The organism is Paracoccus sp. (in: a-proteobacteria) (assembly GCF_047605025.1).
Classification (GTDB): domain Bacteria; phylum Pseudomonadota; class Alphaproteobacteria; order Rhodobacterales; family Rhodobacteraceae; genus Paracoccus.
The window spans coordinates 157034-169791 of the sequence record NZ_JASGGO010000002.1 but is presented as its reverse complement, the minus strand read 5'-3'; the positions used below and the strand labels follow the sequence as shown (position 1 = coordinate 169791).

Below are 12758 nucleotides of genomic sequence, written 5' to 3'. Positions count from 1 at the left end.
GGCTCAACTCCTGATCAAGGTGGCGGTGGCGATGGCGGCGATGCCTTCCTCGCGCCCGGTGAAGCCCAGCCGCTCGCTGGTGGTGGCCTTGACGCTGACGCGGTCGGCCTCGATCCCGATGATCTCGGACAGCCGCAGCGCCATCGCGCCGGCATGGGGACCGATCTTGGGCCGCTCGCAGATCAGCGTCACGTCCGCATTCGAGACCGCATAGCCCATCTGCCGCGCCAGTTCCGCCGCGTGGCGCAGGAAGACATGGCTTTCCGCGCCCTTCCATTGCGGGTCCGAGGGCGGGAAATGCCGTCCGATGTCGCCCTGCGCCAGCGCGCCGTAGATCGCATCGGTCAGCGCGTGCATGCCGACATCGGCGTCGGAATGACCCAGCAGGGCCTTGTCATGGGCGATCTTCACGCCGCATAGCCAGACGTGATCCCCCTGGGTAAAAGCATGCACGTCGAAACCGTTGCCAAGGCGAATGTCCATCATCCCCTCCAGAATGCGTTCGGCCCGCGCGAAATCGGGCGGATAGGTCAGTTTCAGATTGTCCTCGTGGCCCTGGGTCACGGCGACGGCATGGCCCGCGCGCAGGGCCAGTTCGACATCATCGGCCGCGCCCTCGGGAAAGGCGCGATGCGCGGCCAGGATCGCGTCCAGCCGGAAGCCCTGCGGCGTCTGGGCGCGGAAAAGTCCGTCGCGGGGCACGCTTGCTCGGACCGTGCCGGTCTCGGCCCGCCACAACGCGTCCGAGACCGGCAGCGCGGGCGCGGCGGCGGCGGCGCCCGCGTCCAGGGCGGCGATGACCCCCGTGATCACCCGGTCCGGGACCAGGGGCCGGGCGCCGTCATGGATCAGCACATGGGTCACGCCGCTGCCTTCCAGCGTCTCCAGCGCGGCCCGGACCGAGGCGCTGCGCGTCTCGCCGCCGGCGACCAGGATGACGGGGCCGGAAAGCTCGGCGATGCCATGCGCCATATCCTCGGGGGAAAGCGTCACGATGATGCGGTCAAAGCCCGCGAAGGCGGCGATGCTGCGCGACAGGACGCTTCGGCCGTTCAGCATCCGCCATTGCTTGGGCAGGCCCGCGCCCGCGCGGGTGCCCCGGCCTGCGGCGGTGATGATGGCGGCATAAGATGCGGGTCTGGTCATGATCCCGCAGCTTTAGGCGAGGGCGCGGGCTTCTGCAATCTTCGCAAGCGCGCGAAAACTGCCCGCGCGGCATTGGCCCTTGGCCGGGCTTTTGCTTATAAGTCTCGCGACCGCCCCTTTCCCCTACCGGAACGCGGGGGCCAGACCCTATATCGCCGGAGCAACCGCCATGACCAAGACCCCGCCCGTTGACCTCGCCAAGGACGCCGCCGCCCGCGCCGCCGTGGCGCTGGTCGAAAGCGGCATGAAGCTGGGCCTGGGCACCGGCTCGACCGCCAGGATCTTCGTCGATCTGCTGGCCGAGCGCGTCCATGCCGAGGGGCTGGACCTGCGCTGCGCCGCGACATCGAAGGCCACCGCCGACCAGGCCCGCCGCCTGGGCCTGGTGGTCGAGGAGTTGAACGATATCGGCTGGCTGGACCTGACCATAGACGGCGCCGATGAGGTGGACCCGGACCTGAACCTGATCAAGGGCGGCGGCGCCGCGCATCTGCGCGAGAAGGTCGTCGCCACCGCCTCGGACCGGATGGTGGTGATCGCGGATGCCGGCAAGGTCGTGGACATGCTGGGCGCCTTCAAGCTGCCGGTCGAGGTCATCGCCTTCGGCTGGAAGGCCACCCGCGTCCTGATCGAGCGCGCGCTGGACGATCTTGGCATGGCGGGCCGCGAGATCACCCTGCGCGAGCGGGACGGCCAGCCCGTCCTGACCGACGAGGCCAACCTGATCCTGGACCTGGACCTGGGCGAGATCCATGACGCGCCCGCCCTGGCCCACCGGCTTTCGGGTATCGCGGGGGTGGTTGAACACGGGCTGTTTCTGAATATCTGCACCCTGGCGATCATCGGCGGCGCCGATGGCTCGGTCGTGGAATTGCAGCGCGAGGACCTGGGACAATGACTTTCGACTATGACCTTTTCGTCATCGGCGGCGGTTCGGGCGGGGTGCGCGCGGCACGCATCGCGGCCAGCGAATACGGTGCCAGGGTCGCCCTGGCCGAGGAAAGCCGGATGGGCGGCACCTGCGTCATTCGCGGCTGCGTGCCCAAGAAGCTGATGATCTTCGCATCGCAGGCGCCGGCCATGGTGGCCGAGGCGCGGGCCTATGGCTGGCAGGCGGCCAGCGCCGGTCCCTTCGATTGGGCCATGTTCCACCAGAAGCTGGAAACCGAGCTGACCCGCCTTGAGGGCGCCTATACCGGCGGCCTTGTCGCGGCCAAGGTCGATATTCACAAGTCGCGCGCGCGGCTTGCCGATGCCCATACGGTCGAACTGGCCGACGGGCGGCGTTTCACCGCCAAGCATATCCTGATCGCCGTGGGCGGGCGCCCGCAACTGCCGGGCATTCCGGGCCAGGAACTGGGCCTGATCTCGGACGATCTGTTCCTGATGAAGGAATTGCCGGGCCGGGTGCTGGTCGTGGGCGGCGGCTTCATCGCCTGCGAATTCGCGACGATCCTTCGGGGCCTGGGCTGCGAGACCACGCTTTCCTATCGCGGCGACGCGGTGCTGCGCGGTTTCGACGGCGAGATGCGCCGCCACGCGACCGAGCAGTTGCGCGGCATCGGCGTGGATCTGCGGCTGAACTCGGCCCCCGTTGGGCTGGAAAAGGTTCAGGGCGGCATCCGCGTCGTCTATCGCGACGGCACCGGCGAGACCTATGATCAGGTCATGTTCGCCACCGGCCGCGCGCCCTATACCAAGGGGCTGGGCCTTGAGGAGATCGGCGTCAAGCTGGGCGAGAACGGCCGCGTGCTGGTCGATGAATGGTCCCAGACCTCGGTGCCGTCGGTCTTCGCGGTGGGCGATGCGACCGATCGCGTGAACCTGACCCCGGTGGCGATCCGCGAGGGGCACAGCTTCGCCGATACGGTTTTCGGGGCCAATCCCCGCAAGGTCGATCACGCGCTTTACGGCGCCGCCGTCTATGTCCGCCCGCATGAGGTCGCCAGCATCGGCCTGACCGAGGAAGAGGCCGCCGCGCTTGGCCCGCATGAGGTCTATGCGGCCAGTTTCCGGCCCATGCGCTCGCTTTTCGGGGGTTCGGATGCGCGGGCGGTGATGAAGCTGATCGTCCAGGATGGCAGCCGCAAGGTCGTGGGCTGCCATATCTTCGGACCCGAGGCCGGCGAGATGATCCAGCTTGTCGCCATCCCCATGGGCATGGGCGCCAGCAAGGAACAATTCGACGCCGCGATCGCGGTCCACCCGACCCTGGCCGAGGAATTGGTCACCATGCGTCGGCCCACGCGCCATATCGGCGGCCGGATTTCTGACAAAACCGTTGGTTCGGCTTGATTTTCGGCTGAACGGCACCAGTTACACCCAAGTGATGTTGCAAGGATAAGAGGCAGACGCGGATGGCAGGACAAGGCCCTTGGGGCAGCGGAGGAGATGACGGCAAGGGCGGCCAGCAGGGCGGCCCACGGCCTTGGGGCAATGCCGGGGGCGATCAGGGCGGCGACCGCAACCAGGGTCCGAACGGCCCGAAACGCGGCGACCAGCGCCCCGAGATCGAGGATCTGGTCCGCAAGGGCCAGGACAAGCTGCGCGTCCTGATGGGCGGCAAGGGCACCGGCACGGGCGGTCCTCGCGGTTCGGGCGGCGGACCGCGCCGTCAGCAAGGCCCGCAGATGCAGATGGGCCGCGGCACCTGGGGTATCGTGGGCCTTGGCGCGGCCGCGGTCTGGGCGTTCATGTCCTTTTATACGGTCAGCCCCGATCAGCGCGCGGTCGAATTGCTGTTCGGGCGTCCCTTCGCCACGGCGGGAGAGGGCCTGAACTTCGCGCCCTGGCCGGTCGTGCGCGCCGAGGTGGTTGCCGTCACGGGTGAGCGCACGACCGAGATCGGCACCGGCCGCGCCGGGCCGCTGGATTCGGGCCTGATGCTGACCCGCGACCAGAATATCGTGGACATGGCCTATCAGGTGGTCTGGAATATCTCGGACCCGGAAAAATATCTGTTCAACCTGGCCGATCCCGAGGACACGATCCGCGCCGTCGCCGAATCGGCCATGCGCGACATCGTGGCACGCTCGGAATTGGCGCCGATCCTGAACCGCGACCGGGGCACCATCGCCGAGGATCTGAAGCTGGCGGTGCAATCGACGCTGGACGCTTACGAATCGGGGATCAACGTGGTCCGCGTCAACCTGGACCGCGCCGACCCCCCGCGCGAGGTGATCGACAGCTTCCGCGAGGTGCAGGCCGCCCAGCAGGAACGCGACCGCCTTGAAAAAGAGGCCGACGCCTATGCCAACCGCGTGCTGGCCAGCGCCCGAGGCGAGGCCGCGACCCTGATCGAGCGCGCCGAAGCCTATCGCGCCGATGTGGTCAACGCCGCCGAGGGCGAGGCCGCGCGCTTCAACTCGGTCTATGATGAATATGTCAAGGCGCCGGATGTGACCCGCCGTCGTATGTATCTGGAGACGATGGAGAAAGTTCTGGGCCAGGCCAATAAGGTCATCATCGACGGCGAAGGGGGGCAGGGCGTCGTGCCTTATCTGCCCCTGGATCAGTTGCGCAGCGGCGCCTCGAAACCGGCCAATGAGGAGAACCAGTGATGGCGCGCGCGATTTCGCTTCTGGCCTTGCCCTTCCTCGTGGTCTCGGGGCTTTTGATCTCGGCCTCGGTCTATATCGTCGATGTGCGCGAAAAGGCGCTGGTGCTGCGCTTCGGCGAGGTGGTCGACGTGCGGGAAAATCCCGGCCTGGGCCTGAAGGTGCCCTTCATCGACCAGGTGGTGCGCTATGACGCGCGGATCCTGGGCATCCCGACCCCGCCGATGGAGGTGACGCCGCTGGACGACCGCCGCCTGGTGGTCGATGCCTTCGCGCGCTGGCAGATCACCGATGTGGTGCAATTCCGCCGCGCCACCGCCGCAGGGGGCGTGCAATTCGCCCAGCAACGCCTGGCCGATATCGTGACCAACGCGATCCGGCAGGTGCTGGGCTCGGTTCCCTCGACCACGGTGCTGTCGGATGACCGCACGCCGCTGATGAACCGCATCCGCGACCTGGCCCGCCAGAACGCGCAGGATCTGGGCGTGCGCGTGATCGATGTGCGCCTGACCCGCACCGACCTGCCCGAGCAGAACCTGAATGCCACCTATGCCCGGATGCGGGCCGAGCGCGAGCGCGAGGCGGCGGATGAGATCGCCCGTGGCGGCGAGGCAGCGCAGCGCGTCCGCGCCGCCGCCGACCGGACCGTGGTGGAACTGACCTCGGAAGCGCGCAAGAAGGCCGAGATCGTGCGCGGCGAGGCCGATGCCCGCCGCAACGGCATCTATGCCTCGGCCTTTGGCCGCGATCCCGAATTCTTCGCCTTCACCCGCTCGATGACCGCCTATGAGCGGGCGTTGAAGGGCGAGAACAGTTCGCTGGTGATCAAACCCGAGGGCGAGTTCTTCGACTATCTGCGCAATGACGGCGCGGATCGGGCGAACCCGGTCCCCGCTGCCGCCAGCACCGCGCTGTCGGTGGTCACGGGCGCCGAGGGCGAGCCGGCCCAGTCCGCGACCGAGCCGGCCGCCGTGGCTCCGACCGAGACCACGCGCGAGGGCGAGCCCTTGGGCGAGGCGGCGGGCGTCAAGCTGACGCCGATGCCGGAATTGCTGTCCAGCCCACCGCAAGAGGGTAGCGTCGTGCCCAGCACGCAGGGTAATTGATGTGCCCAGCACGCAGGGTAATTGACGTGCCTGCTAAGCCGGCAAGCGCCCGGCGTGATGGGCGCCGACGTAGCGGATAGGCGATGAGAAAGAGAAAGGGCGAAGCTTCGGCTTCGCCCTGTTTCGTCCGGGATCCTACATCACGTCCAGGCGCAGGCCATGGCCGTCTTCGGAACCGCGCGCGCCGCGCCGGACGATTTCGGTGCCCGGTGCCTGCCATTCGGCCACGGCCGGGCTTTGGACCAAGGCTTCCTCGATATCGACGCTATGGCTGCTCTCCTGGCCGCCGTCCAGGCGAAGCACACCCTGGACCGGGGCCACATCGTCGTAATCCTGGCCGAAACCGATCTCGATATGGTCGCCAAGCGCGAAACAGGCATTGGTGGGGTCATAATCCAGCCAGCCGGTCTCGGTCCCGCACCAGGCGCGCAGCCAGGCATGGGTGGCGTCCGCACCGACCAGACGGGGCTGGCCCGGCGGCGGCAGGGTGCGCAGATAGCCGGCGACATAGGCCGCCGGGATCCCCAGCCCGCGCAGGCCCGAGACCATGATCTGGGCGAAGTCCTGGCACACGCCCTTGCGCTGCGCGAAGGCACGGGCGGGACTGGTGTTCACATCCGTCGCCTTGGCGTCGAAGGCCATGTCCCGATTCAGCGCCAGGCCCAGCATCTGAAGCGCTTCGCGCGCGGTGGCGGCATCGCGGCAGGCGGCGCGGGCATAGGCCGCGATTTCGGGGACATGGGGGATGCGTTTGGTCGGTTGCAGGAAATGATGCGGCGCCGCCGGTCCCAGGCCGCGCTGCGCCGCGATCTCGGCCGGCAGGCGCGCCAGCGGCGCCGAGATGTCCAGCCCCATGTCATGCGCGATGCGCTCGACCTCGGCCTCAAGGACGAATTCCAGCTCGGTCAGGCCGGGGGGCATGACCAGTTCGATCACCCGTGTGCCCCAGAAATCGGTGAATTCGTCGGTTTCCAGCGGGTCCGGCTCGATTCGGACCTCGGCATGGATCAGGCTTTGCAGGCCGGGGATCTCGGCGGGCAGGATGCGGAACTGTTGCCGCCCCGCCCCGGTGGGGCGGTCGAACTTGTAGCGGAAGACGACCTGCATGGCATAGATGGTCATCGCAGATAAGCCTCGGTCATCAGGTCCGAGAGACTGGCGATCTGTTCCTCAAGCAATTCGAGGGCGGTGGCGTCCAGGGTCTCGGCGGTCTGGGTTGCGACATCGGCATGAACGCGCAGCATGGCGCGGGCAAGCTGGGAATATTCGCCGTTCTGCGCCGCGCCGGGCAGATGCTCGACCTGGGCCATCATGTGATCCAACTGGTAGCGGACCGAGCGCGGGTTCAGCGGATCCAGCACCAGAAGGTCGATCACCGTCTCGCGCGAGGTGGCGACGCTGAAGCGGCGGCGATGGGTCAGCACGCTGTCGCCCAGTTCGACGCAAAGATCCAGCGCGCCGGGCGGTGCATCGGCATGGGCCAGGGCGGCGACGGTCGCGGTCATGCCCAGGGCACGCTCATGCATGCGGCCCAGCGTCAGGAAGCGCCAGCCGAAGAAGCGATACATGTTTTCATGCACCAACCCCGAGAAGCCGGCCAGCTTGCGCAGCAGCGCCGAAAGCGCGCGCGCGGCGTCGTCGCCTGGGGTCACCCGCTCGGCCATGCGGCGGGCGGTCTTTTCCAGGTCCGTCAGCGCCGACCAGCCATCGGTCGAGAAGCGGTCCCGCACCTGTCCGGCACTGGCCACGGCGGCCGAGAGCGTGTCGAGCAGCCCCTCGGGGATGGGCTTGTCATTGTCGATGCCATAGCTTTCCAGCAGCGGCTGGGTCGCTTCCAGCAGGGGCATGGCGCCGCGCCCGAATTCGGCCTGGCGGATGGCGCGGGCGCGCAGGATGCGCACGATCCCCTCGGTCCGGTCCACATAGCGGCCCAGCCAGAACAGGTTGTCCGCCGCGCGCGAGGGCAGCGCGCCCGGCGAGGTGCGGCGGAACGGCCCCTTAAGCGGCGGCGCCATGGTCACGGCGGGCACGCCGCTGTCGCTGACGATCCAGACATCGGCCGCGCCGCCACCGCGCTGCATCGCGATGGCGGCCGGCTCGGTCGTGGCGCCGATGCGCGCGAAGCCGCCCGGCATGACCTGCCATCCGCTTGCGGTGCGGGCCAGGAACACCCGCAGGCTGAAGGGGCGCGGCACCAGCCGCCCCTCGATCATGGCGGGGGTGGTCGAAAGCGTCACGGTTTCCTGGGCCACAAGCTGCGGTCCCCTGGTCTCCATCCGCTCGCGCAGCCGTTCGGGTCCCAGCGACGAGGCCAGAAGCGGGGGCGTGGCATTGTCGAAGGGCAGGCCCGTGTCCAGCGCGCGCGACAGCACCAGATGCGACGGGTCCGAGAGAACCGCCTGCCGCTCGGCCTCGCCGCCCAGCCACCAGGTCGCGATATTGGGCATGGCCAGGGGCTTGCCCATCAGCACATGCGAGAGGTTAGGCAGGAACGCCATCATCGCCCGCGCCTCAAGCACGCCCGATCCCAGCGCGTTCAGCATGGTCAGCCGGCCATGACGCAGCGCCGAGACGATTCCCGGCGTGCCGATGCGCGATGCGCGGTTCAGTTCCAGCGGGTCGCAATAATCGCTGTCCATGCGCCGCCAGAGCATCTCGATCGGATGCAACCCCGAGACGGTGCGCACCATCAGCCGTCCGTTCGTCACCGCCAGGTCGTCGCCCTGGACCAGCATGAAACCCAGATAGCGCGCCATCCAGGCGTGTTCGTAATAGGTTTCGTTGAGGGGGCCGGGGGTCAGGATGGCGACGCGGCCCTCACGCTCGCCCCGCGCCTGCATCACGTTGTCGCGGAAATCGCGGAAGAAACCGGCCAGGCGGTGGATGTTCTGCTTGTCGAACACATCCGAGAAGGCGCGCGAGGTCGCGACGCGATTCTCCAGCGCATAGCCCGCGCCCGAGGGTGCCTGGGTGCGGTCCGAAAGCACCCACCATTTCCCGTCCGGGCCACGCCCGATCTCGAAGGCGATGAAATGCAGGTGATGGCCGCCGCGCGGACGGATGCCGACCATGGGCCGCAGCCATTGCGGGTTGGCGGCGACCAGCCCCGGCGGCAGATGACCGCCCGCCACCAGCCGGTTCGGGCCGTAAAGATCGGCCATGACAAGTTCCAGCAACTCGGCCCGCTGGATCAGCGCCGCGCCCAGTGCCGCCCAATCCCATTCCGAGATCAGGACCGGGATATGGCTTAGCGGCCAGGGCCGCTCGGTCGAGGTGCCGGTGCCGTATTGGCGATAGAAAACCCCGGAATCGTTCAGATACTGATCGGCGCGGGTCAGCGCGCGGGTCATCTCTTCGGGAGAAAGGCCGGCCAGGTGGCGCAGAAGCGGCTGCCAGAGCGGGCGGGGCTGTCCCTGCCAGTCCATCAACTCGTCCGGAACGCCGGGCGGCGGCGCGTATTCGGCCAGCCCCGGCACCGGGCGGTCGACCCGGTGCAAGTTGTCATCTTCGGACGAAATCTGCGTCTGCTCCATGAGCCCGACTAGAGGCCCAGAGGCCGCCGCAGGTCAAGGGTCATTGGAAATTCAAATGAATTTCGCTCGGCCTGTGGCCGCATGGTGAAGCCCGGCGTATGACCCTTGGGTTCGAACCGGGCCAGGCGGCGGGCCTCCGCCTCGTTGCCGTTGACGGGGAAGGTGTCATAGTTCCGCCCGCCGGGATGGGCGACGTGATAGGTGCAGCCACCCAGGGGCCGGTTCGACCATGTATCCCACAGATCGAAGGTCAGGGGCGCATCGACGCGCAGCACCGGATGCAGGGCCGAGGCCGGCTGCCACGCCTTGTAGCGCACGCCCGCCACCGCCCTGCCGCCGCCCACATCCTGCAAGGGCATGCGCCGGCCATTGCACAGGACCTGATAACGGGCGGGATCCGAGGTCGTCATCTGCACCTGCAACCGCTCGGTCGAACTGTCGGTATAGCGCACCGTGCCGCCGATGGCGCCGGTCTCGCCCAGGACGTGCCAGGGTTCCAGCGCCTGGCGCAGTTCCAGATGCGTGCCCTCGTATTCGACCTCGCCGCAGAAGGGGAAGCGGAATTCCTTCTGCGCCTCGAACCATTCCTCGCGCAGCGGGAAGCCGTGCTGTTCCAGGTCGCGCAGCACATCGCGGAAATCCTGCCACAGGAAATGCGGCAGCATGAAGCGATCGTGCAGCATCGTGCCCCAGCGCGTCAACTCGCCCTGGGCCGGGCTTTGCCAGAACCGCGCGATCAGCGCCCGGATCAGCAATTGCTGGGCCAGAGACATGCGCGCGTCGGGCGGCATCTCGAAGCCGCGGAATTCGACCAGGCCCAGCCGGCCGGTGGGTCCGTCGGGGGAATACAGCTTGTCGATGCAGATCTCGGCCCGGTGGGTGTTTCCGGTCACGTCCGTCAGCATGTTGCGCAGCAGCCGGTCGGTCAGCCAGGGCATGGGCGAGATGCCCTCGCCCGGCGCGGGGATGGCGGCCAGGGCGATCTCCATCTCGTAAAGCGCATCGTGGCGCGCCTCGTCGATGCGGGGGGCCTGGCTGGTCGGGCCGATGAACAGCCCCGAGAACAGGTAGGACAGCGAGGGGTGCCGGTTCCAGTGCAGGATCAGGCTTTTCAGCAGGTCGGGGCGGCGCAGGAAGGGGCTGTCCATGGTGGTATGGCCGCCCACGACGACATGGTTGCCGCCGCCGGTGCCGGTATGCTTGCCGTCGATCATGAACTTGTCGGCGCCCAGCCGCGACTGGCGCGCCTCTTCATAGACGGCGGTGGTGATGTCCACGCAATCCTGCCAGCTATGGGCGGGGTGGATGTTCACCTCGATCACGCCGGGATCGGGGGCCACGCGGATCACGTTCAGGCGCGGGTCCTGGGGCGGGGCATAGCCCTCGATATGGATCCTGAGGCCCAGCCGCAGCGCCGCCGATTCCGCCGCATGCAGCAGGTCCAGATAATCCTCAAGCATGGTCACGGGCGGCATGAAGACGCAAAGCCGGCCCTCGCGCGGTTCGATGCTGAGCGCGGTGCGCACGAAGCCGTCGATCTCGACCGTGGTCTGGGCGTTGATCACCTGCTGCGGGCCCGAGGCCACGAAGCTTGCCATGGCCTGGGTCTTGCGCTGCTTGTCCAGTTCCGGCGCCTCGGGCAGGTCGGGGCGCGGGATGGTCGGGTCCATCGGGTTGATATAGGGATATTGCGCCGCCGTCAGATGGGGCAGCGAACTTAGCGGCAGGCGATAGCCCACGGCGCTGTCGCCCGGGGTGAGGTAGATCCTGCCACGCCGCAGCCGCCAGCCTTCGGAATACCAGCGGCGCTTGCCCGCGCGGCCCTGCCAGGGCTGCACCGGCAGGACGAAGCCCACCGGCGTCGTCAGGCCGCGATTGAAGACCTGGGCGATGCGGTGGCGCTCTTCGGGGTCTTTCAGCTTGTTGTTCTCGGGCGTGACGTTCTCGGGCAGGTTGGCCTCGCGCACCAGCCATTCGGCGGGGTCCTCATAGGCGGGGAAGATGTTCTCCTGCGGCACTTCCAGTTCGGCCGCGATCTCGCGCAGAAGCTCCTGGGATTGCAGGGTGGTGGCGCCGTAATCCTGGCCCTCTTCGGCGATCAGGGCCGGGTTTTGCCAGATCGGCTGCCCGTCGCGGCGCCAGTAAAGCGAGAAGGTCCAGCGCGGCAGGCTTTCGCCCGGATACCACTTGCCTTGCCCGTAATGCAGAAAGCCCCCCGGCGCGAAACGCTTGCGCAGCCGCCGGATCAGCTTGTCGGCCAGTTCGCGCTTTTGCGGACCGACGGCGGCGGTGTTCCATTCCTCGCTTTCGAAATCGTCGATGGACACGAAGGTCGGCTCGCCCCCCATGGTCAGGCGAACATCGCCCGCCGCCAGCGCATCGTCCACCTTCTGGCCCAGGGCGTTCAATTCGTCCCATGCCGCGTCGCTGAAGGGCTTGGTGATGCGCGGATGCTCGGCCACGCGCCGGATCTGCATGTCGAAATCGAACTCGGTCACGGCCTGGCCGAAATAACCGCCCGAGATCGGCGCCGCGTTGCGGTAATGCGGCGTCGCCGCCAGCGGGATATGGCTTTCCCCGGTCAGCAGCCCCGAGGTCGGGTCCAGCCCGATCCAGCCCGCGCCGGGAATATAGACCTCGGCCCAGGCATGCAGGTCGGTGAAATCGTGATCCGTGCCCGAAGGCCCGTCCAGCGCCTGTAGATCGGGCTTCAACTGGATCAGATAGCCCGAGACGAAGCGCGCCGCGAAACCCAGGTGGCGCAGCGCCTGCACCAGCAGCCAGCTTGAATCCCGGCACGATCCGCGCGCCAGGCCCAGCGTCTCCTCGGGGGTCTGCACGCCCGGTTCCAGCCGGATGGTATAGTTCACCACCTCCGAGACGCGGCTGTTCAGCCAGACGATGAAATCGGTCGTGCGCCGGCTTTCGCGCGGCACGCCGTCCAGGAATTTCCGCAAAAGCGGGCCTGCCGGCTCGGGCTGGCGATAGATCACCAGTTCCTCGGCCAGTTCCTCGGGGTAATCGAAGGGCCAGCTCTCGGCGCTTTCCTCGGTGAAGAAGTCGAACGGGTTATAGACCGTCATGTCGGCGACCAGATCGACCTCGATCTTCAGTTCGCGCACCGGATCGGGAAAGACGAATCGTGCCAGCCAGTTGCCGAAGGGGTCAAGCTGGTGGTTCACGAAATGCCCGCCGGGGCTGACCTTCAGCGAATGCGAGATGACGCGGGTGCGGGAATAGGGTGCGGGGCGCAGCCGGATCACCTGTGGCCCCAGGACCACCGGGCGGTCGTATTTGTAATGCGTCAGGTGATAGATGCTGGCTTTGATCGACATGTCCCTTGCGCCCTTCGCTAGATTTGTCTCTGGGTAGCAGCCCGTTTCGCCGCAGGGAATATTGCCCGGCGCGGCGGCAGG

Annotated in this window: 8 protein-coding genes; 4 read left to right on the top strand and 4 right to left on the bottom strand. The window is 67.7% G+C overall.

Annotated features, from left to right (window positions below; all coding sequences use genetic code 11):
* Nucleotides 1–3 precede the first annotated feature (3 nt).
* Nucleotides 4–1146: a bifunctional 2-C-methyl-D-erythritol 4-phosphate cytidylyltransferase/2-C-methyl-D-erythritol 2,4-cyclodiphosphate synthase gene (locus QM682_RS02630; RefSeq protein ID WP_415126804.1), complete on the bottom strand. Its 1143-nt coding sequence runs from the start codon at nt 1144–1146 to the stop codon at nt 4–6.
* A gap of 169 nt (nt 1147–1315) precedes the next feature.
* On the opposite strand from QM682_RS02630, the gene rpiA reads away from it, so the two are divergent.
* The 4 genes from rpiA (at nt 1316) to hflC (ending at nt 5809) form a co-directional block, all read left to right on the top strand.
* Nucleotides 1316–2044 carry a ribose-5-phosphate isomerase RpiA gene (gene rpiA / locus QM682_RS02625; RefSeq protein WP_415126802.1) on the top strand — a complete coding sequence of 243 codons (729 nt, stop codon included), beginning with the start codon at nt 1316–1318 and terminating at the stop codon, nt 2042–2044.
* Complete coding sequence (gene gorA / locus QM682_RS02620) at nt 2041–3441, top strand: glutathione-disulfide reductase (protein WP_415126800.1); 1401 nt, start codon at nt 2041–2043, stop codon at nt 3439–3441. Before rpiA ends, gorA begins: the two co-directional genes overlap by 4 nt.
* A 62-nt stretch (nt 3442–3503) precedes the next feature.
* Nucleotides 3504–4706 (top strand): FtsH protease activity modulator HflK, encoded by a 1203-nt coding sequence (gene hflK / locus QM682_RS02615; protein WP_415126798.1) that lies wholly within the window; start codon nt 3504–3506, stop codon nt 4704–4706.
* On the top strand, nt 4706–5809 hold the full coding sequence (hflC, locus tag QM682_RS02610; RefSeq protein WP_415126796.1) for a protease modulator HflC: 1104 nt from the start codon (nt 4706–4708) through the stop codon (nt 5807–5809). The genes hflK and hflC overlap by 1 nt, the downstream gene beginning before the upstream one ends.
* Nucleotides 5810–5944: 135 nt before the next feature.
* On the opposite strand, the gene QM682_RS02605 is transcribed toward hflC, so the two are convergent.
* From QM682_RS02605 to QM682_RS02595, 3 genes are read right to left on the bottom strand one after another with little or no spacing between them, the layout of a single operon-like run.
* Nucleotides 5945–6931 carry a transglutaminase family protein gene (locus QM682_RS02605; protein ID WP_415126794.1) on the bottom strand — a complete coding sequence of 329 codons (987 nt, stop codon included), beginning with the start codon at nt 6929–6931 and terminating at the stop codon, nt 5945–5947.
* Nucleotides 6928–9306, bottom strand: a complete 2379-nt coding sequence (locus QM682_RS02600) for a circularly permuted type 2 ATP-grasp protein (protein ID WP_415126792.1) — start codon at nt 9304–9306, stop codon at nt 6928–6930. The genes QM682_RS02605 and QM682_RS02600 overlap by 4 nt, the downstream gene beginning before the upstream one ends.
* Before the next feature lie 44 nt (nt 9307–9350).
* Nucleotides 9351–12677, bottom strand: a complete 3327-nt coding sequence (locus QM682_RS02595) for a DUF2126 domain-containing protein (RefSeq protein WP_415126790.1) — start codon at nt 12675–12677, stop codon at nt 9351–9353.
* Between the last annotated feature and the right edge of the window lie 81 nt (nt 12678–12758).

Coding starts and splice junctions, on each gene's coding strand:
- QM682_RS02630 (WP_415126804.1), bottom strand. CDS start 1,146: ATGACCAGACCCGCATCTTATGCCGCCATCATCACCGCCGCAGGCCGG.
- hflK (WP_415126798.1), top strand. CDS start 3,504: ATGGCAGGACAAGGCCCTTGGGGCAGCGGAGGAGATGACGGCAAGGGC.
- QM682_RS02605 (WP_415126794.1), bottom strand. CDS start 6,931: ATGACCATCTATGCCATGCAGGTCGTCTTCCGCTACAAGTTCGACCGC.
- rpiA (WP_415126802.1), top strand. CDS start 1,316: ATGACCAAGACCCCGCCCGTTGACCTCGCCAAGGACGCCGCCGCCCGC.
- hflC (WP_415126796.1), top strand. CDS start 4,706: ATGGCGCGCGCGATTTCGCTTCTGGCCTTGCCCTTCCTCGTGGTCTCG.
- gorA (WP_415126800.1), top strand. CDS start 2,041: ATGACTTTCGACTATGACCTTTTCGTCATCGGCGGCGGTTCGGGCGGG.
- QM682_RS02595 (WP_415126790.1), bottom strand. CDS start 12,677: ATGTCGATCAAAGCCAGCATCTATCACCTGACGCATTACAAATACGAC.